Genomic DNA, 22,633 nt, shown 5'->3' with positions numbered 1-22,633 from the left:
GTGTCAGCGAAAATCGATTTGAGTCATCGAGCGATGACACAAAAGTTGTTCTATGCAACAAGATTTGAGCCAAAAGCTGCGCTGAGGGGTGTCCAACCTCAAGCAGTGTCAGCGAAAATCGATTTGAGTCATCGAGCGATGACACAAAAGTTGTTCTATGCAACAAGATTTGAGCCGAAAGCTGCGCTGAGGGGTGTCCAACCTCAAGCAGTGTCAGCGAAAATCGATTTGAGTCATCGAGCGATGACACAAAAGTTGTTCTATGCAACAAGATTTGAGTCGAAAGCTGCGCTGAGGAGTGTCCAACCTCAAGCAGTGTCAGCGAAAATTCTTTCTATTTGCACGCAGCTGTTTTATGAAGAACTGCTCACAATTTTGGGTATAGGTGCTATAATAAATATAACGGTAATTTAATAAAAAGTTTGGAGGCACTATGAAGCGGAAAATTATATTAATCGCTAGTATAATTGCAGTAGTTCTATTGAGTTATGGGTTTCAATTTTTTGATAATTACGAAAATAGCATCTACGACACTTTTTATCAAAAACCACAAGAAACCAACGACAATATTGTCATCATAGCGATAGATGATGCCACAATAAACGCTTTGGGTCAATGGCCTTTTGATCGTTCAATTCATGCAGAACTCATTGATTTTATATCTCAGGGCAATCCAGCGGCAATAGGTGTGGACCTCATGTTTGATTCCTATTCCAATGAGGCATCTGATCACGAACTTGCACGTGCAATAGAGGATGCTGGAAATGTCGTGTTGGCAAAAGAGATTAAATATACACCTAAAATCAATGGCTACAAGCAGGGCAGTGATACCGTCATCAGTCCAATCGATGAATTTCTTGGGGTATCCAATCAAGGGCACATCAATACTTTTTTAGATGAGGATCGCGTTGTGCGTAAAATTAACATGTTCGCAAAACGATTTGTTCTCGAAACGGAATCCTACGAAGAAGAACCCAATTTTGCATACGAACTCTTAAAACTATATGGTCAAAATGCAGATTTGGATGATGTGACGCAGCAAAATATAGACCGTGTCCTCCAAAAATACAACCATGATACAGAAGATCTCTATATCGATTACAAGGGGATTCCTAGAAAATACGATAGCATTCCATACTTTTTAATTTACAGCGAGGGTTTTCCTGCAAGTTACTTTGAAGACAAAATTGTCTTAATAGGACCTTATGCCAATGGTCTTCAGGATGAATATGTAACCCCTGTCGTAAAAGAGCAACCCATGTTCGGAATTGAAATACATGCCAATATTCTTCAAAATCTAATGGAAGATAGCTTTAAAAGACCTGTTCTAAGTATTGTCAACGTCTTGATGATCATCTTCATGGGCATTTTAGCTTATTTTCTCTCCAATAAGTTAACACCTGCTAAAGGCCTTATTTTAAACGTACTTGTGGTCATTGGCTATTTGATATTGTGTTACCAAGCCTATCGAAAGGGGTTCATCTTAAAAGTATTCTATCCGATTCTGGCAATGATGATCATGTATGTTTCGGCGCTTGCTTATCATTATCTAGAACAACTTTATGAAAAGAAGAAAATCAGAAATATTTTTGGACGATACGTAGCGCCACAAGTGGTTGACAAGATACTCGAGGATTCAGATAACATCAATCTGGGCGGCGAAAGACGTTATATTTCTGTGCTCTTTGTGGATATTAGAGGATTTACGCCTCTTTCGGAAAAAGCTGAGCCTGAGCAGATTGTGGAGATTTTAAACAGTTATTTAGAACTTTGTGAACAATCGATCTTTAAAAATGACGGTACTTTAGATAAGTTTATTGGAGATGCTACAATGGCGATTTACAATGCGCCTCTTGAACTTGAAGATCATGCACTTCGCGCCGTTAAAACGGCTTGGGATATGAAGTTGGGTGCACAAAAATTGAAACAGGAGTTATTCGATAGATATGGCAAGATCGTTGACTTTGGTATTGGCGTGAATACGGGTTATGCAGTTGTGGGTAATATTGGTTCCAAAAAACGTATGGATTATACTGCTATTGGAGATACTGTGAATACTTCGGCACGATTAGAGGCCAATGCTAAAGCGGGTCAGATTTTGATCAGCGAAAGCACCTATGAGCATGTAAAAGATCAGATTGTGGCAACTGCACTGGGCGGCATTAAAGTTAAAGGCAAAGAAACTTTGATTCAAATATATCAAGTGGAGGGGATTGTAGGCGATGATAGAAAAACAAATGGAAGTTAAATTTCTAGGGGTTAGAGGGTCCTATAATCTCTCTAATACTCAGAGCGTTAAATATGGCGGCAACACGAGTTGTATTCAGATTGTCATTGAGGATCAGATTATTTTTTTGGATGCTGGAAGCGGTATCACCAAAGTTGAAAAGCCCTTTAATGATTTTGATATTCATATTCTGTTTACGCATTATCATTGGGATCATGTTTTAGGGTTGCCCTTTTTCTCAACGCTTTATACCAAGAAAGACAAGGTACATGTAAAAGGCATGAAACCGGAATACTATTCCTTAAAAGAAGTACTGGCTCTGTTGTTCAACCCACCTTTTTGTCCGATTATGTGGTCAAAAGTTCAGGACAAGTTGCATATAGAAGAAATTCCTGAACAGAGTACTTTTTATATTAAGAACATCAGAGTGGACACGATATTGCTCATGCACCCAGGAGGTGCACTTGGCTACAAAATAAGTTATGAAGGCATGTCTATCGTGCTTTTAACGGACATAGAACTGAGCAAAGAATTTTCTTCATATAAATTGGAAAGAGAAAAGCTCTTAAAGTTTGTTCAAGGCGCAGACATACTGGTTATGGATGCGGCACTTACCAATGAAGAGTACTATGGTGCAGTGGGGAGCAATAAAATTGGTTGGGGACATAGCACTATGGAAGAATGTATTCACTTATCCGAAGATGCAGGGGTAAAGAAGACCTATATAACACATTATTTACCTTATCGAGAGGATCAGCAAAATGATGCTCTTGAAAAAGAAATCAGAGAAAAGTATCCCACGGTATTTTTGGCAAGAGAAGATGAATCCTTGTTATTAAAAAGCCTCTAAAGGAGCAAGATGAGATGAATTTAGCGACAGATATTAAGCCAAAGGAGATTATACTTAAAGAAAACTATGAGAAATTGCTCAAAGTTGGCAAAGCGCTCACTGCAGAGAAAGATTATAACAAACTGCTCGAGCTCATTTTAAATGAAATGCGCAAAATTGCAAAGGCAGATGGTGGCACACTCTATATAATAGACGATGGGAAACTTCATCATAAAATCATGCAGAATCACACTCTGAAAATATTTTTAGGGGGAAAAGGTGAGCCCATTAACTTCAAGCCGCTTGAACTTGTGGAGACTCATATTGCACCTTATACTGCCATTCATAAAAGACCTGTCAATATTCCAGATGTTTATCATACGGAATTATTTGATTTTAAAGGTCCTAAGGAATTTGACAAAGCTGTTGGATACATCACAAAGTCCATGTTAGTGGTGCCCTTGATCAATCGCGATGATGATGTCATCGGTGTTGTTCAGCTCATAAATGCAATGGACCATGGGGAACTGATACCCTTTAGCCAAGATGTCGAAGAAATTGTCATGACACTTTCTTCTCAAGCGAGTATTGCGCTTGAAAATATGCAGTATGTGGATGAGATCAGAGCCCTCTTTGACTCTTTCGTTGCGGTTTTGGTAACTGCAATTGATGAAAGGACACCTTATAATGCCAATCACTCTAGAAATGTTGCTATTTTCACAGAGCGATTTGCAAGGGCGATCAATGCACAAAAAGAAGGACCCTATGGTGATTTTACCTTCGAAGAAGAGCACATACGTACACTGGTTATGGCGGCATGGCTTCACGACATAGGTAAAGTAACTGTACCTGAAAGTGTGATGAATAAGCCGACGCGTCTATCGACAGATATTGAGTTTGTGGAGAACAGGTTAAAGTTGATCAAGGCCTTGGTGGATCAAAGGTATTATAAAACTTTGGCAAATTGTGATCTTACAGATACGGAGAAACACGCCAATGAAGTGCTCTGGATATCTGAAAGTCAATTTATTGAAGCGGCGACTGCAACCATATTAAAGGCTAATGAACCCAATACTTTTATGGATGAAAAGATGCAAAGTAAAATTGTTGAAATTTATGAATATAAATTTGAAGGGATTGAAGAGAGCATATTGAATCAGAAGGAGTTTGAATTTTTGATGGTTCAAAAGGGAACACTAACGGATAAAGAACGTGAAGTTATGGAAAATCACGTGGTGACCACTGAGAAGATGCTTTCAAAAATCAAATTTCCTAAAGATCTTAAAGATGTACCCTATTGGGCCGTCAATCATCATGAAATGTTGGACGGTTCTGGTTATCCAAGGGGATTGAAACAGGATGAAATTTCTATAGAGATTAGGATTTTGACGATTATTGATATTTATGATGCCTTAACCGCTACAGATAGGCCTTATAAAAAGGGCATGCCTGCAGAAAAGGCGTTCTTCATACTCGGGAAAATGGTGGAAGAGGGCAAACTTGATGGCGATTTACTGTCTATTTTTGAACACAGTGAGGCTTGGCATTTTAAGAATTAATTTATCTCTTATACCGATGTCTCAAAACGATTTTCGCTGACGCTGCTTGAGGTTAAACACTCCTCATCACAGCTTTTGACTCAAATCTTGTTATTTTAAAAAAGGCTGAGATTGCAATTGCAATCTCAGCTTTTTATATAAATCGTGCGCTTAAAAAATTCTAAATAGTGACATATTAACGCATTAGAATGACTTCCTTAATTTGCAGGCACGTTCAACATTTGACCTGGCATAATCAAGTTAGGATTTTTAAGTTGATTGAGTTCTTGAAGTGCTTGCCATGTAGTATGGTATTTTTGAGCGATTTTCCAAAGAACATCACCAGATTGCACTTTATAAACATTGCCCTTGATCAAGCCCTTATTCATCAAGTCTTGTACTGTGATGGCTTTGACATTGAGTGTTCTGCCATCTTCAGAAGCTGGTAAGGTAAGCGTTCCGTTTTTAAGTAACTCTTTGACCATACCGAGGTAAGGGGATTGATCTATATTGGTACCAATGATTTTCCAGTTGTTATCTGTAGTTGGGACTAATTGGCCATTTTTTACATTTTGTGTGTAAGCGATGATAAGATCTCTAACACGGCCTTTGTCTTGCATAGCCTCGTAAGAGTCATAGTATTTATCTTCCATTTTGACAAGGTCTAGACTGATCAATGTACCAAAGCGGTAGTTGTTGACAGCAAGCTTGTAGACTTTATTTAAATCGATAGGTGCGCCATTAATCTTTGCATTGACGATTCTTGAACCTGACGGTTTAGAAATGTCGATATCGTACGAAATGCCACTGAACATATCGTAATTGTAACCTCTGACTTTAGGGTTGAAGCTGATGGTTAAATCGCCATCTTTATATGTGTTGAAATAATCAGCTGACCATTCCATATATTTGAGTAAATTTTTACCTGTGATATTGACACCCATTAGAGTGTTATCATACTTGTAGATAAAGGCAACATCTTTTTTCTTGAACACGCCTTGTTTGAGATTAGAACCAAAATTGAAGAGTGCAGCACTACTGATATCTGCCTTTGAATAATACAATTGAACTTCGTTGATCAAATCAATGACAGATGTATCCATAATTTGAGCAGTTGGGAGTGTTGTCACGTCGCTCTCGCCAGTATAATAGTCAGGACTTTGGATAAAATCTGCTGATATTTGACCTACGACTTTATTTGCTTCTTCTAATGAACGATCGTCTACAAATTTAAAAGCATTTAAAATCTCTGGATCTGCCTCTGCTTTAGCAGTGTTTACGTTTTCAACAGCCACAGTTTTTACAACCCATTTGCCATTTTCTTTAGCAAGACTGATATCAGATTTACCTACGGACCAGCCATATTTGCCCGGTTCAATTAATTGTACGCCATTGATTTCATTTGTATATTGACTATGGGCATGTCCACCAAAAATGACGTCAAATTGAGGGTATTTTTCTGCGACAACTTCAATGCCGTCATAGCCATGTTCGCCTTCTGGACCAATATGGTATGCGCCAACGAGAACATCATATTTACCTTCGAGTTCTTTGAGAGCTTTGCCTGTTTCATCCAAAACATCTGTAAACTCTAGTCCTGCAAAATGTTCTGGTGCACTTGCTTCCCAAATAGGTACGTTAGGTGGCATCATACCGACGACAGCCACTTTAACACCTTGAATATCGAAAATTTCATAAGGTGCAACAAATCGTTCTTGAGTGTCCTTTTTATAAATATTAGCGGCTAAGACTTTGCCGTTAAAGCCTGCTATATTTTTGTTTAAGAAATCCATACTAAAATTGAATTCATGATTACCAAGTACCCAAGCATCATAGCCGATCATATTCATCGCTTGGATCATTGGGTGTACAGGTAGATCGTTGAATAATTCTGCACTGTTATCTTGCACCGTATCGCCACAGTCAAACAGAATAGAATTTGGGTTTTCCGCTTTAAGTGTTTTGACAACAGTTGCAACTTTAGCAAGACCTGCATCTGAGTCAGCTGAATCCGTTGCATACTCGTAAGGATAAATACGACCATGCAAATCACTAGTGCCCAAAATCGTAATGTTGATGACATCATCATTTGCGGCAAAAGCTGAAAATGGCAATGTACTCAGCATTAAGATCAGTGTCAATAAAATCGACAATTTTTTTTTCATGTTACGCCTCCCATAATTTTTAATAATAGCCCTAAAAAATCCATACTAAGGATGAATTTTATTATATCAAATTTATAGGTTTATTTAGTAAATTTAATCACTATTTTATTAGAATTTTACAAGACATTTGAATTATAGGTTTACATAATGTTTAGAGTGATCTTGAATCCGTTTTGGAGACGAATCATTATCTTTAAATGGAGAAATACTTTGTAGATAAACTACAAAATAGATCAATTGTAAAGTAATTTTTAACGCATTTTAATGAAATTAGAAGTATACGGACACAACTTAGACATATTTTAGTTTTATACTGGTTGAGTATTATGATAAAAAAGGAGGATAGGTCAATAAATGGCCTGATATAAGTGAATGAAGAGAAAATGGATTATCGGCGTTACTGTTTTTACACTTTTAATGACAGGTTGTCAACCAAAGGCAAATAATGAAGAGCACAACATTGAACCCGCAGAGGCGCAAGGGGTGATTTCTGAAATAGATCAAGAATCCGTTGGGAAGACTATTGAAAATACGAACAATGCTGATAACATGGAAAACACTGAAAATGTTGAGGCAAGTACCATTGACTTGGCACGTGAAAAAGAAGCACTTGTAGCTCTATTGCAAGAGGGGAGAATGGCGGAATATAAAATGGTTCTGCCAAATTATATTAATGATTTTGACCAAAGTGAAATAGATTCACTCTTTTTAACCCACTATACCTATTTAGAGGAACACTTAGCAGCAGAAATAGATTTATACTATAAGGATGATATGTCAGGAATGTATGTGGAAATTACAAATGCACTTTCTGATCAAGCACATTATAATGTCTATGGCAATGATAAATTGCAATTAGTTGATAAAATGCAAACGGAATCCTATAAAGCTTTAGTTCAAAAAACGTTGGAATCTGGCTATGCACTTTCTTTTGGTGAAGGGAGCTATTATCCTCAACTGGATTATTTAGAATTATTATCTATGTATGAAGACAAATTATCAGATCCATATACTCAATTTTTAGTTATTATGTCTGATGAGCTCAAGCAACCTTTGATGATGGGTGAATACTTGGCAGTTGATCTGGACACTCTAAAGACGAAAATGTATGCTTATGAAACTTATTTGCAGAATTTTGGCAAGCAAATTAAAAGTGCTCAACCTGCAATGTTTGAGACTATACGAAGTCAATTTTCTGTGAGCATCTGGCATGTTGTCAATCCAAGTTTATTTAATGGCTTATTGGGAATGGATTACTATCCAACTCAGGAACTTGTGGATTTTTATCAGTCTATCGTAAAGGAAGATCAGTACCCAATTACAACAGAGGCTGTTTCTAGAATTTTGAAAGTTATTGAAGAAAAAAGAGAAGATGTATTTGGCTCAGAGGAGAAGATTGAATTGTTGTTTCCACTATCACAAGCAATCGTAGATGATTTAAATCAAAAAATAGAAATGATGTATTAGAAAATGATGTATTAGAGGCTCAAACTAGAGGGCTTATTGTGGGCATATAATAGGCAATGGTGTCTTTTTAAGGAGGACACCATTGTTTTTGCTTTACATTATCCAACGTTGGATATATAATAGGGAAGTAGATCGAAAGCATTTGGAGGATGAGAATGGTTCAACTATTAATCTTATACTATTTAAGTCTAAAGACAACGCATGGCTATGAAATTCAAAAATTTATTCAATTAAATCACATGGAGGAATGGAATAACATACACTCAGGTTCGATTTATTATGCAATGAGTAAGCTTCAAAAAGAGGGCATGATTGACCTTGTTGAAAAGGTAGGACATCATGAAAAATCAAGAAAAATTTACGAAATCACGGATAAAGGACGTAGTCATTTAGCACAAATGGCTTTACAAGAACTTGAAAAACCATTAGGGGCTATTACAGCAGAAAAGTTTTTAATTTATCCGATTGTGGCAAATCTCAGCAAGCCAATTATTGTTTCAGCTATTGAGGCACATATCTCTATGCTTCAAAAATCATTGGCGGATATTAGGATGTGGTCTGAGCAAAAGCAAGACAAGGCAGGAGAGGTTGAAAAAGCCACTTTTAAGCTTATGGAAAGCACTGTGGAGAACCAAATAGAATGGCATCGTGTATTATCAGAGCATATTGATGAAACGTGCTTAAAGTCTTTAGAGATTTCAAGGCTTATAAAAAAAGTGGATTTTTCCATTTCAGATGACTATTTTGAACATATTTGATTTGAGATGAAATGAGATACTTATTTAGAATTATGACACATAGCATGTAATTGAGATTAAATGTCATTGTCTGATGAGAATGACATTAAAAAATAGGCTTGTATCCAACGTTGGATACTATGAGGAGGTAAAATGAAAATAGCAGTTTTGATGGGGAGTCCTAGAATAGGAGACAGTTATAATATTTGTAAGGCAATTGAAGCAGAGTTCTGTGCTTTGGATGAACAAGTCGTCTTTGAGTATATTTTTTTAAAGAACTATGAAGTTCAAGATTGCAGGGGATGTGCACTTTGTTTTCAAAGTGGAGAAGAAAAATGTCCTTGCGGAGGAGATGATCTCAGTACAATAAAGAATAAACTTATTTTGGCAGATGGCGTTATTATTGCGAGCCCAGTCTATGCGTATCAGATCACTGCACAACTCAAGCGGGTTATCGATAGACTCTCATATCTGTTTCATCGACAAGAAATGGTGGGCAAACCAACATTAATCGTAATCACTACAGATGGTGGCGGTAGTAAACAAGTTTACAAATATCTCAAAATGACGGTTTCGGGTTGGGGATTGAATCTCATAGGCAATCTTCAAATTTGTTCGCCAATGTATTTTGACGATCGTGTAAAGACGCATGCATATGGATATAATGCTGTCTATTTTGAAAAAAAAATGAGAGCACTGCGTAGAGTCACAAGTCTATTCCAAAAAAAATTAAATCAAAATGAAGGGAAAATCCCGTCATTCTATGAGATTTTCATGTTCAATTGTCTTAGAAGCAAAACGTACACTTCCAAATTAGACTATAATTTTTGGCTGAAAAAGGGTTGGATGAATTCGGATTACTTTTATGAAGTCAAGTTAAATCCACTCAAAAAAAATTTTGGACATCTTATGAAATCACTCATTCACAGACTTGGGAAATCATATTTAGAGTGAATTGTGTCAGGCATATGAACCTTATAAAATTGAGTATAGATCTGGCCTAAGAATTTCTAATTTTGTATGCAAATCTATGTTAAAATAGAATAAGTTTCAGCATTACAATTTGAAGAGGATTGGTCAGGTGTATAATATGAATTTTATATATTTCATTTTAAATTCAGTGTCTATTTTAATACTTCTTTTTTTAATGGCTCTTATTTACAGAAATCGAAAAGAAAAAGGTGCTAGATCTTTTTTTATCGCCTTAGCTTGCCTGTTGATCTGGGCATCATCAACTTCATTTGAACTCATCTCGACATCAATGGAGCACGCTTTATTTTGGAGAAATATGACGCAGATTGGAATGGCGTTTATGCCTGTCTTTAGTTTGATTTTTGTGATGGAATATATAAGCTATAAGGGCAAAATACTTAAGGGGGTTGTTATCTTTTCGTTTATCTCAAATTGTATTATATTACCCCTAACTTTTACGGATGGACAGCATCATTTGATCAGGAAATCTGTCAACTATGTCATTGAAAATGGCTATTACAATTTAATTATAGAGCCTACTTTTTTAGGTAACGGTCATGTTACTTTTAGATTCCTTTTAATTTTTATGGTCATATTTTTTCTGTTTAGATTTCAAATTAAAATTTTCGAGCAGATGAAGACTCAAGTGATCACACTGGGGATGGGAATGCTCGTCACGGTTCTTTTCTTAGTGATCAAGCACTATTGGTTATCGTGCAACACGGATTTGTTGCCAATGTCTTTAAGCTTTATTATGCTCTACACTTTTATTGCAATTAGTATTTTCAAATTTCAGTTTTTAAAGATCACGCCACTTGCAAAAGAATGGATCATCAATTCTTTGGACGAAGGTATTGTTGTTTTTTCAAAATCCGGAAAAATTGTTGAAGTCAATCCGTCAGCTCAATCATTCTTTTTGGAGAGATTGTCAGCAATACCTTTAAAGGAACGCGTTTCATTGGAGTGTAATAATCCATTTGATCTTTTCAGTATGATTTACAGTCAGGTATTAGCAGCAAATCACTCTATTTACGAGGAAAAAGACAGTACTTTTCAAAAAAAATGGCTGGTCAATAATGAAATGAAGTATTACGAATTTCAAATGCATTATTTAAAGGACGGTCAAAATAATAAAATCGGTGCAGTCATGGTAATTAGAAATGTCAGTTCTAGAGAAATGGAAAAGAATGAACTTATTATAAAAGCTGAAATGGATATGCAAATGGACATTTATAACAGTAGAGGCTTTATAAATCGCTTCAATCAATCGCTTGCGGCGGTAGGGGCGCTCTACATTGTAGATATTGATCATTTTAAACACATCAATGATCAATTTGGACATCCCACAGGGGATGAAGTTTTGAAGCATATTGTTGACATAATTAAGCGTGCGGTTGGCGATAAAGCGATCTTAGGGCGATTAGGCGGAGATGAATTTGGAATTATGTTGACTTTGACGGAACATGAGGTCTGTGAGAACATTGCAGAAGAGATTGTGGAAAGAATTCAAGCGATTCCCTATGAACAAATGAAAAAGAATATAAAAGTAACTGTAAGCTTAGGTGGTATAACTCAGATAACTTTAGATACAGTGAAATTTGATCAAGTTTATCCGTTGGCAGATCAACTGCTTTATCGTTCAAAGCAAAACGGTAGAAATCAATATACCTTGCAAAGATACGATGCATTTTGTGAAATTTGACGGTTAAGGAAAAAATAGAAAAAGAATAGATTATTTTTAAAATCCCCCCTAAAATGCAATTCGAATTTGTATTCTATAGCAGATAAACATAAGGAGGATTATGAAATGAAAAATAGTCATATTAAAAAACGAGTGATTTTAGGATTGAGTTTCATGTTAGTGACATTGAGTATTGGTACCTTTTCTGTTGCACAAGGTGCATCAGTGGACGCGGTGACTTCTGCAACGATTCAGGACAAAACTAGTACAGTGAGCGCGCCAATTCCAAAAGCATCAACACCAAAAGCATCAGCACCTAAATCCGCTGTAGTTGCGCCACCCACAACGACATCTGTAATCCCCGTTAATGTAGCGGTGAATCCTACAGTATTTACAATTTTGATCGATTCTAAAGTGGATTATAGGCTCAATTTTGATGAACAACTGGTATTGCTTGGGGTTGAAAATATGGATGGCACTTCAAATCAAGCCTTTAAGCCATATGTAGGTGAAACGTTAGATCAATTTTTATCAGCGTTTCAAACTCAAGCCATAATCGATGAACCTTATCAATTTGTTATCCAAGGCAAGGCATTTACAAATTTATTGGGTCATTATCATATGTATACGGATCACAACTATGACCAGGATTATGATCACAGCTATGACTACGACCACGATTACGACCATGACTATGACCATGACTACGACTACGACCACGATTATGACCATGATTATGACCACGACTACAACCATGATTATGACTATGATCACGACTATGATTTTGAACATATCTATGATCGCAATCACCATGAAAATGAGATTCACCACAAATAATTAAAATTGTATCCTTATCGAGATGTAATAAAAAACTAAAATTTTAAGATATACGTTTTGACTTTCAGGATGGTAGCAATGGGTTATGATAAGAAAAAGGGCACAACTGAAGCCATTATCACTGAACTTTCAGATGCAAAATCTGATCAAGGGGCAAGAAATGCTATGATTCAAAGGTATATGCCCTTTATCGTGAAGTGTGTAAGTGATTTCACTGGCAGATATGTAAGCATTGGCGACTCAGATGAACTCAGTGTTGGTTTAATGGCTTTTAATGAAGCCATTGACCGATACGATATTCAAAAGGGTCTCTTTTTGCCGTATGCAAAATTAGTGATCACAAGCAGGCTCAAAACACAAATGGCAAAGCAGAACACTGATGCCTCACCCATGGAGATTCAAGATTTGGACCATTTACAATCTGATGATATACTTAATAAATTTCAACAAGAGAATGTACTTGAAGATGAAATTGCTGTTTGGAAAGATGAATTGCTGAAATTTAGAATTACTTTCAAGGACTTGCTTGAAAAAACCCCCAAACATAAAGATTCAAGAGAGCGTACGATAAAAATAGCAAAACAAGTGAGCGCACATAAACCAATCGTTTCAGTGATGTTTGACAAATACCGCTTACCGATTCAAAGGATACACGTTGAACTGAAAGCGAGTGTCAAAGTACTGGAAAAAAATCGAATGTTTATCACGTCAGTTATCATTATTTTTGTGAAAGAGTTAGGGGCGATTAAAAGATGGATCATGAGAGATGGCCACAAGTAGAAACTTCTGAAAAATTGCATAGAGGTATTATTCTAGAAATCAATGCGGAGTACTTACATGTTCTAAGCGACCGCTGTGAGCATGTGAAGATAAATTATAAAGCAAATCATAGCGTGGGAGAACAAATATACTTTTTAGATGAAGATCGCATTGATATTCGCATGGATAGGGACTCTGACAATAAAATAAGCAAACTAAGAGTGATCAGATATCTAAGCACAATAGCAGCCATTTTGATGATCGTCTTTTTGATCAACAGTCAATTTTTGAATGTAACCTATGCCGTAATGAGTGTGGATATCAATCCAAGCCTTGAACTTGAACTCAATAAGGCAGGTGAAGTGATCAAGGTGAGGCCTTTGAACGAAGAGGCTAAACAACTGGTATCCATATTACAACTGAAAGGGCAGTCTTATGAAACTGCGGTGATCCAAATTTTAGATCAGGCGGTTTTATCGGGTTACAATATTGATCAAAAAAGTGTTCTTATAGCAGTTGCTCCCACACAGAGCAATTTAGAACAGCTGGTTAAAGACATCGAAAAAAGTATGTCAGTTTATATTGAACGCCTTAACGCAGAAGTGCTCATTGGAGATTATCAAAGTTATGAAAAGACCAAATCTGAAGGGATTTCGTTAGGCCGTCATCTCATTTCAGAGGAACATCCAGATTATGATGAGGACGATATTAAACATCTAGAAATTCACGACTTGTTTGAGCGCATAGAGCATGAGCGTGACGAACACGAGAGTGATGAACACGAGAGTGATGAACACGAATCTGAAAAAGATGAACATGGGTCTGAAGTAAAAGATCATGAATTTGAATCCCCCAATGATTACATTGAGCAAGATATGGGAAAAGAAATAGATGTGAAGGAACAGACGAACACAAAAGATAATACTGTGAATGAATACAGAGACGAGCACAAGGACGAGCACAGAGATGAACACAGATATTCTGATCATGATGAATAGTGGTTCAGAATGATATTTAGGGGTATCAAAGATAATCGATGGATTGTTTACATTACAAGCAAAGGAGTTGTGTATGTCAAAAATTTTTTCACAGTATAAAATCAAGGATAAAGTCATTAAAAATAGAATTGTAATGCCTCCCATGTGTATGTATAGTGCGGATGAAGAAGGCAATCCAACTTCATGGCATTATATTCATTATGCCACACGTGCAATTGGTGGCGTGGGACTGATCATAATGGAGGCTACCGCTGTTGAAAAGCGTGGCAGAATTTCATCTAAGGATTTGGGCATATGGGATGATAATCATGTTGCAGGGCTTAAAAAAATTGTGGATGCTTGCAAGCCGCATGGTACTCAAATGGGCATTCAACTGGGACATGCAGGCCGAAAATGTGAAGTGACAGCAGAAAATATCATTGCACCCAGTTCAATTGCATTTAGCCATGCGTATCAGACGCCAAATGAAATGAATCTAGATGATATTGCAACGGTCATAGAGGCCTATAAAAAAGCCGCTGAAAGGGCATTAAAAGCTGGTTTTGATTTTCTCGAGTTGCATGGTGCACATGGGTATCTGATCAACACATTTATGTCCCCATTAACCAATAAAAGAACGGATCAATACGGGGGCAATTTAGAGAATCGATCTCGATTTTTAAAAGAAGTGGTCAGGGCCATTAGAACGGTATGGCCCAAGGAAAAGGGGATGATTTTGAGAGTTTCTGCTGAGGAATACGCTGAAGGTGGCAACCACCCTGAAGAGGTTGCAGAACTCATCAATAGGGTTAAGCATGAAGGTATTGATATCATTAATGTCAGTTCCGGCGGTGTGGTTCAGGCTCCAATAAATGCATATCCCGGCTATCAAATCAAATTTGCTGAGACGATTAAGGCAAATACGAATTTACCCGTTATTGGCGGTGGTTTGCTGACGAGTGCGCTGATGGCTGAAGAAATGCTTCAAAACAATAGAGTGGATCTGTTTTTTTTAGGACGCGAATTATTGAGAAATCCCTATTGGGCATTACAGGCATCAAATGAACTTCAAGCAGATATAGACTGGCCTAAGCCATATCAGAGAAGTAGGTAAACCGAAAAAGCACTTTTATAGACAGTTTTTTAGATAGATGGATTTTTACTAAAGATAGTGGGTGGATCTCTTTTAAGTGATATAATAAAGAGTAGCGAACTCTAATCTGGTAGTGAAGTCTAATCTAGGAGGAAAATGTCATATGAAAATCATATCTATAAGGGAAAAGCCATCATACAAAGATATTGCAATTCAATATTTTCAAAAGAGATGGGCCAATGAAGCCACTATGAAAATTTATGAGGATTGTATCTCTAATAGTATTTTCGCACAAAGACCGTTACCTCAATGGTATTTACTGTTGAATGATCGAGAGGAAATTGTAGGTGGTGCTGGACTTATCACGAATGATTTTATCAGTAGAATGGATTTGTACCCGTGGGTCTGTGCTTTATATATTGAAAAAGAACATAGGGGCAATGCCTATGGTAAACTTTTGCTGGATAAGGCAAAAGAAGATGCAAGTGAAGCTGGTTTTTCCAATTTGTATTTATGTACAGATCATAGAGGCTATTATGAAAAATTCGGATTTTACTATCTTGCAGAGGGCTACCATCCTTGGGGTGAACATTCAAGAATATACGCATTTGATTTGCAGCGTTGAGTGCTTCACAATCGAGTTTCATAAAGGACAGCGATATATAACAGACTGTTGTACAAGATGAACTATTATTTTCGAAAAAAAAGAGCTGTTGCTCAACTAATTCTTAGTTTTTGCAACAGCCTTTTATTTTTTTGAATATAGACACAGTTATAAGCTGAAAACATTCAGCCCTACATGTAAGGTGAAAAGCAATCTGGAATACTTCCATTCATACTTAAACTGATCTCAAAGTGAATATTGAAGCGGTCTGCAATCATTTTAACTTTTTCAAGCCACCCACATATTTCCTCTGGCGTCAAAATGAAAATATTTAAAATACCGTCTAAATAAATGCTTTCAATATCATAATTCGTACTCATCAAACCGTGTAAAAATGCAATGAACTCATCAGATGAGTTAATAGGGAACTCTGAAACATTAATATGCCTGATATTGTGATGAATTTCTAGAATACATTCATCTGATTCGCCGATAAAAACAATACTGCCCTTTGAAGTCTTAACAGCTGCATTCGCATGATCAATCATCTCTTTTGTCTTGCCCATACCTGGTTGTCCAATAATCAATTTAATCATATAAGCCCCCTGTAAGTTCTGTATTTTAGGTTCATACTTAATTTTAACATGATTTTACAATAATCACATCATTAATTTTCAGAAAGACCGTGAGCTGTTTTGAACAAGCTTTTATAAAAAAGGGTCTCCAATCGGAATGGGATCAAGTCATAGCCGTTGTTGTTCAACCGGGTGTTGAATTTGAAGATGCACAAATTCATGAATACAATCGATCTGAGGCATTACCATTGACAAGTGCTATGGTTGATTTTCCAAATTTAGTTTTTGAAGGCCATTCTACAGACTATCAGACAGTGAAATGCTTGAAGGCAATGGTGGAAGATGGGATCGCCATTTTAAAAGTGGGCCCTGCCATGATTTTTGCACTCAGAGAGATGCTTTTTGCTTTGGCGCTAATAGAATCGGAAGTCATGCCGATATATGGTAAAGAGGTGTCAGGGTTTAGAGATAGTCTTGAAAAGGCCATGAGCGAACATCCAGAAAATTGGATGCATCACTATCATGGAAGTGATGAGGAAGTTAATCTTGCAAAGCATTACAGCTTTTCGGATCGCGTTCGGTACTATTTTGCGACTGAAACAGTTGAAAAATCCATAGAAACGTTGCTTTCGAATCTTTCGAATGTATCCATGCCTTTGACATTACTCAGTCAATATGTACCCGTTCAATATCAAAAGATTAGAAAGGGTACTCTCAAAAATGATGCTTATGAGATCTTAATAGATGGCATCATAACTGAGTTAGATCATTATTACTTTGCGACTTATCCAAGTCTGGATTGAGAAAGGATTCAAAATGATTAAAACGGTTATATTTGATATGGATGGTGTGATTATAGATTCTGAGAGATTGTTTATGGCGGTTGAGAAAGAAATCTTCAGTGAATATAAAGTGCCTTATATTGAAGCTGAAGTTGAAAGATTCGTTGGTCGGACAGCATTTGACTTTTGGTCTTACTTTATAGATCGGTATGAGTTCAAAGATTTAAGTATAGAAGCAGCGATAGACCTTCACACAAAAAAATACATTCAGAGATTAACACATGAAGAGCAAATGACTACGATGCCTGGGGTTGAAACTTGGCTGTCAAAGTTTAAAGAGAGAGGTCTTAATCTGGTATTGGCCTCGTCCTCGCGAGGAGAAATCATTGAGATTGTGCTCAATCGATTTAAACTTAAGGCCTATTTTCAGCAGTTCGTTTCGGGTGATCGTGTAGTCCATGGTAAACCCAATCCAGAGATCTTTTTAAAGGCAGCAGCGCTTTGTGATACAGAACCTTCTGAGTGCCTGGTTATTGAAGATTCTCAAAATGGCATAGCAGCTGCTAAAAATGCGGGTATGCACTGTCTGGGATTTCAAAGTGGCAATCAAGATCATTCAAAAGCAGATTTAAGTATTCATGAATTTTCAGAACTGAATTTTAATCAAATAACAAAAACCTTCTATCTATAAATTATGGATAGAAGGTTTTTTAAAACAACAAGATTTGAGCCAAAAGCTGTGATGAGGAGTGTTTAACCTCAAACAGCGTCAGCGAAAATCGTTTTGAGACATCGAACGGTGGCTCAAATGTTGTTTTATGCAACAAGATTTGAGCCAAAAGCTGCGATGAGGAGTGTTTAACCTCAAACAGCGTCAGCGAAAATCGTTTTGAGACATCGAACGGTGGCTCAAATATTGTTTTAAATGTTGTTGTTCTATTTTGTTTTTTTCTCAAAGAAAGTGATAAAAAAAGCGGCAATTAACAAGCCTATTGAAAGATAGTACATGTCTTGATTAGCGTTTATAGGGCATACATTCGAAGCCTTGGTCGTATAAGTCTTCCAAAGTGTGTACGAACTTATGGACAAGGCTAAAATGAAGAGTGCATCTGAAATTTTTTTAAAACGTGAAGTGCTTTCAATGTATTTCCGAATCATTTTCATAGGGCTACCCCTCCTTTGGACTCGCAATAAAATTAGATTTCTCTAGATTCTTTTATATGTGTATGGATATGACTTTTATTCTAATTACATTTAGAGAAACGATAAATGCAGTTGGAAATAGAATCAAGCAAATGCTGGAGCTTGATGCCTATGTGCCACCTTCTAAAATATCGATAGAGACTTAGCACATTGGGTTTAAGATAATATACCATGAAACGTCCTCAAAATCACATATATTAAGAAAGTTTAAAATTATGTGGTGATTTTAATGGACACTGTACTTGGTTGTTATGTTGTGGCGTATTTGGTACAATAAATATATTGATAAATACATCTGAATGCCCATATAGATGAAACCTATAGATGAAACCTATAGATGGCTATACTAAAGATTAAGTGAGGAGAAGGACATGCCGATTGAGATAGATTTTATAATGTGGTTACAACGTTTTAGCTCACCATTTTTGGATCGTGTATTCGAAGTGATAACCATATTGGGAGAAGCTTATACATATATCTTTTTATTGAGCTTACTGTACTGGTGCGTGGACAAGACCAATTCCAGACGCATATTGCTGGCAATGACACTTTCAGTTGCATTGAATGGCATATTGAAAGAAATTTTCAATGCAGTGAGACCCATTGGTGTTGAAGGTATAAGAAGTTTGCGTACACAAACCGCCACAGGCGCATCGTTTCCAAGTGGGCATACACAGACCATAGCGACATTTATTTTTTCGATAATAATAATTTGTAAGAACAAGATCATTAATGTGTTGGGATTTTTTTTGATTATAGCAGTTGCAACTTCTAGATTGTATTTAGGTGTACATTGGCCGAAAGATGTCATTGCAGCAATCCTTATTGCTTTGGTTATCGTGAAAGTTGCTGAGTGGATGCACGATCGCGCTTATCGCTATAGTGATTTTTTATCTTACTTTATAATATTGGCAATTGCTGTGGTCACCCTTTTTATTTTCAAAACAGAGAGTTACTATAAAGGTGTTGCCATTTTATTGGGCTATATTGTAGGTTATTGGATAGAGGAGAATTTTGTAAATTTTGACGCCAGAGGTGCCTTAGATCGGCAAATTATAAAATATATCATCGGTATGACGGGTTTATTGCTGACATTTATAGGCCTAAAAATCGTACTGCCTGATACACCAAGTATGATTTTTATGAGATACTTTATGACATTATTATGGGCCACAGCCGGAGCGCCTGCTCTATTTGTAGTGTTGCGACTGTCTAAGCACAGAATTTTTTAAGAAGAGAGAAAAAGAGATGAAGATAAATGAAGGCATTAAGTACTGTACAGACCATAAACTATGGGATCAACTAAATGAAATCTATAATGCGGTACCCTCTGGCACATGTCAGGGCTGTACAAATTGTTGCCATGAGTCTGTTAACATATCCATGGTTGAAGCGCTCCATATAGTGCATCGATATTATGAAATGGAAAATGGTCAAATTGAGATCCCTGATCCTATAGAAAAGAACTTGCTAAAATACTATTTTAGTGAATGGGTTATGCCCAGAAAGTGTCCGTTTCTGAATGAGGCGCATCTTTGTAGTATTTATGAAGCAAGGCCTTTGCCTTGCCGCATATTTGGCAATCGATTTCGTGACGCTTTTGATCAAAACTTGAAACGCATTCAAAGGCAAAACAAACGTGTGGCAAAAACACTTTTTACAGAGTTACAGCTTAAATTGCCCCAAAGCGTTGTCAATCGAACCATTGAGTATTGTGAAAATTATCAAAGAGCACGCGTGCTCGATGAAGTTGAGGTCAATGAACTTTATGACTTGCTCATCAATTTAGATGGTAAACTCTTCTTTAGTGGTTTCATGGGCGAAATGATGATGAATCAGCATTTAGTAGGTTTTTTTATAGAATATGTATTGCTGGATAAAGCCTATGAAGTCGTTACAAGTGAGTTCTTGCAAGAGATCAGATTAGATCTTGTAAGAAGTCTTCCCATGAACCATTCTAATGAACCCGCCTAAGTGAAGAGCATTAGTTTTCGTCCAGCTGGAAGCAGGTGTATTTGACCTGCTCTAAGCGGTTGGATGGCCGATGATAATGCTCAATAATTTAATTACAGAAATCGGTTAATCTCTTGTATACTCTATAATATCGCCAGGTTGACAATTTAAATGCTTACAGATTGCATCTAAAGTTGTAAATCGTATGGCTTTTATTTTGCCCGTTTTGATGTTTGAAAGATTTACTGGGGAAATACCAATCAAGTCAGCCAGCTCATTTAATTTCATCTTATTTTCAGCTAAAACCTTGTCTAAGCGCATGATTATTGCCATGAGTAACCTCCTTAGAGTGTTGTATCATATTCATCTTGTAGGAATAAGCCGTATTCAGCAATATCAGAAAATATATAGCCTAGAATTCCAAAAAACACGCCTGACCACATAAAATCAAAAGTTACACTCATGAACCCCGTCACGAATATGCTGAATAAAATGCATAAGACCGTATTGCCTAATGTTGAATAGAGCATGACTATAAAAGCAAATATTCGAAAAGACTTGATATGTTTGAGTTGAAATGGACTTTCATTATTCAAGATATCTTGTGTCAAGTTAACCAGTTTTTTGAGGCCTAAATTGATAAGTATTATAAGGCAAAATAAGCTTATAATGGAATCAATCATAATAGCTGCTTGAACATTGATGTATTTAACCGGTAGAAATTGGAGTATCGTTGTTGGAATGGTATGAAAGAGCGTAAATGACATACTGCCAATGCCAAGAGGGAAGTCTACAGAATAAGCCCATTCTCGAATCCCTCTTTCAAATGTAATGGCTGAATCGGGTAGTGATGGAATCGCAAGGGTGATTATGAGATTGATAAAAGCAATAAGGAGCGTTCCATAATAGAAAAACTTAAGTACACTATGTAGATTCTTGATGTTGTCGTAAGTTGGTTTAGATTTCATAAATACACCTCCAGTTGAATTTCTATGGATAAGTATATAAATAAAAAATCTAAAAGTCAATATAAAATTAATGATAAACGTTATATTTTTAATGAAAAACATTAAAAATCACATGTTTTTGGATGAATAAAGCCTTCTGCCAAAAACATGTGATTTTGATTTAGGTTATGATTTTTTATTTTTTAGTGATGGTGTTCTAAAATGGTACGTCCTGAGTGTTTACCTTTGAGCATCAAGTCGATCTGTGTTTCAATTTCGGATAGACTGACGGTCTGAATAGTCTTAAAGCTTTCTACGATGGACCAGCCGTCCGATAATAGATCCCATATTTTAGTGCGCAGCGGCATTGTACACTGGACGGAATCAATGCCATAAAGGGTTACACCCCTTAAAATAAATGGGTACACATTGAGTTCAAAATCAGGAGAGGCCACATTGCCGCAACAGGTGACACAACCGTTATAGGCAGTGGATTTTACTGCTGAGGAAAGATATTCTCCGCCAACGGTATCAATTGCAGCAGCCCAGACAGGTTTGGCGAGCATCTTTGTGCCGAGTTGTGTCAAATCACTTCTATCGATGACTTCAGATGCACCATTTAGGAGCAGTTGTTCCTTCAAATGGGTCTTTCCAGTGACTGCAACAACATGATAGCCCAAATGGCTCAATATGCTCATGGCAATACTGCCAACACCACCAGTGGCACCTGTGACTAGAATTTTTCCATCTTCAGGTTTTATGCCATGATCGACCATTCTTTTAACGGAAAGCGCTGCAGTGAATCCTGCTGTACCGTAGAGCATTGCATTTTTAAAAGACAAGCTTGATGGCTTTTTGACAACCCAATTGGCAGGGATGTCGATGAATTCACCAAATCCGCCATCGGTGTCCATACCGAGGTCATAACCTGTTACAATGACTTCATCGCCTTTCTTGAATAAATTCGAGTGACTTTCTTCGATAATGCCAGCCGCATCAATGCCTGGAACATGTGGATAACTACGTGTTACCCCTTTATTACCAGATGAAGATAAAGCATCCTTATAATTCAAAGAAGAATAAAGAACTTTGATTCTGACGCAGTCTGGTTTGAGTTCTTGAAACTCTATCTGCTTGATTTCTTTTATGAACATATTGTTGGCTTCTGATATAACGAGTGCTCTGTATGACATGTGAACCTCCAAAGTAATCGAATTTAGTTTTATATAAAACTATTATGAATTTAATATATCATCAAATTAGTTTCATGTCAAACAAATTGAAAGT

22 protein-coding genes are annotated in these 22,633 nt (G+C 36.7%); 16 read left to right on the top strand and 6 right to left on the bottom strand.

Annotation, left to right across the window (positions count from 1 at the left end; genetic code table 11):
• Positions 1–433 precede the first annotated feature (433 nt).
• From ISU02_RS10740 to ISU02_RS10730, 3 genes are read left to right on the top strand one after another with little or no spacing between them, the layout of a single operon-like run.
• Positions 434–2,248 carry a CHASE2 domain-containing protein gene (locus ISU02_RS10740; RefSeq protein ID WP_194701846.1) on the top strand — a complete coding sequence of 605 codons (1,815 nt, stop codon included), beginning with the start codon at positions 434–436 and terminating at the stop codon, positions 2,246–2,248.
• On the top strand, positions 2,223–3,077 hold the full coding sequence (locus ISU02_RS10735) for an MBL fold metallo-hydrolase (protein ID WP_194701845.1): 855 nt from the start codon (positions 2,223–2,225) through the stop codon (positions 3,075–3,077). The genes ISU02_RS10740 and ISU02_RS10735 overlap by 26 nt, the downstream gene beginning before the upstream one ends.
• A gap of 14 nt (positions 3,078–3,091) precedes the next feature.
• Positions 3,092–4,615, top strand: coding sequence for an HD-GYP domain-containing protein (locus tag ISU02_RS10730; protein WP_194701844.1), 1,524 nt, complete (start codon positions 3,092–3,094; stop codon positions 4,613–4,615).
• Positions 4,616–4,812: 197 nt separating this feature from the next.
• Here ISU02_RS10730 and ISU02_RS10725 read toward each other — a convergent pair whose 3' ends face one another.
• Positions 4,813–6,759, bottom strand: coding sequence for a 5'-nucleotidase C-terminal domain-containing protein (locus ISU02_RS10725; RefSeq protein WP_194701843.1), 1,947 nt, complete (start codon positions 6,757–6,759; stop codon positions 4,813–4,815).
• Between the two features lie 372 nt (positions 6,760–7,131).
• On the opposite strand from ISU02_RS10725, the gene ISU02_RS10720 reads away from it, so the two are divergent.
• The 9 genes from ISU02_RS10720 (at position 7,132) to ISU02_RS10680 (ending at position 15,907) form a co-directional block, all read left to right on the top strand.
• Positions 7,132–8,226: a hypothetical protein gene (locus ISU02_RS10720; protein ID WP_194701842.1), complete on the top strand. Its 1,095-nt coding sequence runs from the start codon at positions 7,132–7,134 to the stop codon at positions 8,224–8,226.
• Between the two features lie 155 nt (positions 8,227–8,381).
• A complete protein-coding gene (locus ISU02_RS10715; protein ID WP_194701841.1) occupies positions 8,382–8,984 on the top strand; it encodes a PadR family transcriptional regulator in 603 nt (200 codons plus the stop codon).
• A gap of 132 nt (positions 8,985–9,116) precedes the next feature.
• Complete coding sequence (locus ISU02_RS10710) at positions 9,117–9,917, top strand: flavodoxin family protein (protein ID WP_194701840.1); 801 nt, start codon at positions 9,117–9,119, stop codon at positions 9,915–9,917.
• Between the two features lie 136 nt (positions 9,918–10,053).
• Entirely contained in the window at positions 10,054–11,637 is a 1,584-nt protein-coding gene (locus tag ISU02_RS10705; protein ID WP_194701839.1) for a histidine kinase N-terminal 7TM domain-containing diguanylate cyclase, read from the top strand.
• A gap of 105 nt (positions 11,638–11,742) precedes the next feature.
• Positions 11,743–12,453, top strand: coding sequence for a hypothetical protein (locus ISU02_RS10700; RefSeq protein WP_194701838.1), 711 nt, complete (start codon positions 11,743–11,745; stop codon positions 12,451–12,453).
• Between the two features lie 78 nt (positions 12,454–12,531).
• On the top strand, positions 12,532–13,233 hold the full coding sequence (locus ISU02_RS10695; protein ID WP_194701837.1) for an RNA polymerase subunit sigma: 702 nt from the start codon (positions 12,532–12,534) through the stop codon (positions 13,231–13,233).
• Positions 13,206–14,210, top strand: coding sequence for an anti-sigma factor domain-containing protein (locus ISU02_RS10690; protein ID WP_194701836.1), 1,005 nt, complete (start codon positions 13,206–13,208; stop codon positions 14,208–14,210). Before ISU02_RS10695 ends, ISU02_RS10690 begins: the two co-directional genes overlap by 28 nt.
• 73 nt (positions 14,211–14,283) lie before the next feature.
• A complete protein-coding gene (gene namA, locus ISU02_RS10685; protein ID WP_194701835.1) occupies positions 14,284–15,303 on the top strand; it encodes an NADPH dehydrogenase NamA in 1,020 nt (339 codons plus the stop codon).
• A gap of 142 nt (positions 15,304–15,445) precedes the next feature.
• A complete protein-coding gene (locus ISU02_RS10680) occupies positions 15,446–15,907 on the top strand; it encodes a GNAT family N-acetyltransferase (RefSeq protein ID WP_194701834.1) in 462 nt (153 codons plus the stop codon).
• Between the two features lie 170 nt (positions 15,908–16,077).
• Here ISU02_RS10680 and ISU02_RS10675 read toward each other — a convergent pair whose 3' ends face one another.
• Entirely contained in the window at positions 16,078–16,482 is a 405-nt protein-coding gene (locus ISU02_RS10675; RefSeq protein WP_194701833.1) for a twitching motility protein PilT, read from the bottom strand.
• Positions 16,483–16,571: 89 nt separating this feature from the next.
• On the opposite strand from ISU02_RS10675, the gene ISU02_RS10670 reads away from it, so the two are divergent.
• Together ISU02_RS10670 and ISU02_RS10665 are read left to right on the top strand one after the other, a co-directional pair.
• The gene (locus ISU02_RS10670; protein WP_194701832.1) at positions 16,572–17,264 is read left to right on the top strand and encodes a class II D-tagatose-bisphosphate aldolase non-catalytic subunit; all 693 of its coding nucleotides are present in this window, start codon (positions 16,572–16,574) and stop codon (positions 17,262–17,264) included.
• A gap of 13 nt (positions 17,265–17,277) precedes the next feature.
• Positions 17,278–17,934, top strand: coding sequence for an HAD family hydrolase (locus ISU02_RS10665; protein ID WP_194701831.1), 657 nt, complete (start codon positions 17,278–17,280; stop codon positions 17,932–17,934).
• A 245-nt stretch (positions 17,935–18,179) separates the two neighbouring features.
• Here ISU02_RS10665 and ISU02_RS10660 read toward each other — a convergent pair whose 3' ends face one another.
• Entirely contained in the window at positions 18,180–18,407 is a 228-nt protein-coding gene (locus tag ISU02_RS10660; protein WP_194701830.1) for a hypothetical protein, read from the bottom strand.
• A 410-nt stretch (positions 18,408–18,817) separates the two neighbouring features.
• On the opposite strand from ISU02_RS10660, the gene ISU02_RS10655 reads away from it, so the two are divergent.
• Positions 18,818–19,678, top strand: coding sequence for a phosphatase PAP2 family protein (locus ISU02_RS10655; protein ID WP_194701829.1), 861 nt, complete (start codon positions 18,818–18,820; stop codon positions 19,676–19,678).
• 16 nt (positions 19,679–19,694) lie between these two features.
• Positions 19,695–20,420, top strand: coding sequence for a YkgJ family cysteine cluster protein (locus ISU02_RS10650; protein WP_194701828.1), 726 nt, complete (start codon positions 19,695–19,697; stop codon positions 20,418–20,420).
• Between the two features lie 105 nt (positions 20,421–20,525).
• On the opposite strand, the gene ISU02_RS10645 is transcribed toward ISU02_RS10650, so the two are convergent.
• From ISU02_RS10645 to ISU02_RS10635, 3 genes are all read right to left on the bottom strand, one after another.
• Positions 20,526–20,732 (bottom strand): helix-turn-helix domain-containing protein, encoded by a 207-nt coding sequence (locus tag ISU02_RS10645; RefSeq protein WP_194701827.1) that lies wholly within the window; start codon positions 20,730–20,732, stop codon positions 20,526–20,528.
• Between the two features lie 11 nt (positions 20,733–20,743).
• Positions 20,744–21,367, bottom strand: coding sequence for a hypothetical protein (locus ISU02_RS10640; protein ID WP_194701826.1), 624 nt, complete (start codon positions 21,365–21,367; stop codon positions 20,744–20,746).
• A gap of 182 nt (positions 21,368–21,549) precedes the next feature.
• Complete coding sequence (locus tag ISU02_RS10635; protein WP_194701825.1) at positions 21,550–22,539, bottom strand: YhdH/YhfP family quinone oxidoreductase; 990 nt, start codon at positions 22,537–22,539, stop codon at positions 21,550–21,552.
• Positions 22,540–22,633: the final 94 nt, after the last annotated feature.

The organism is Fusibacter ferrireducens (assembly GCF_015352425.1).
Lineage (GTDB): Bacteria > Bacillota > Clostridia > Peptostreptococcales > Acidaminobacteraceae > Fusibacter_A > Fusibacter_A ferrireducens.
The sequence above is the reverse complement of the archived record's forward strand: the minus strand, read 5'-3'. Positions and strand labels throughout refer to the sequence as shown.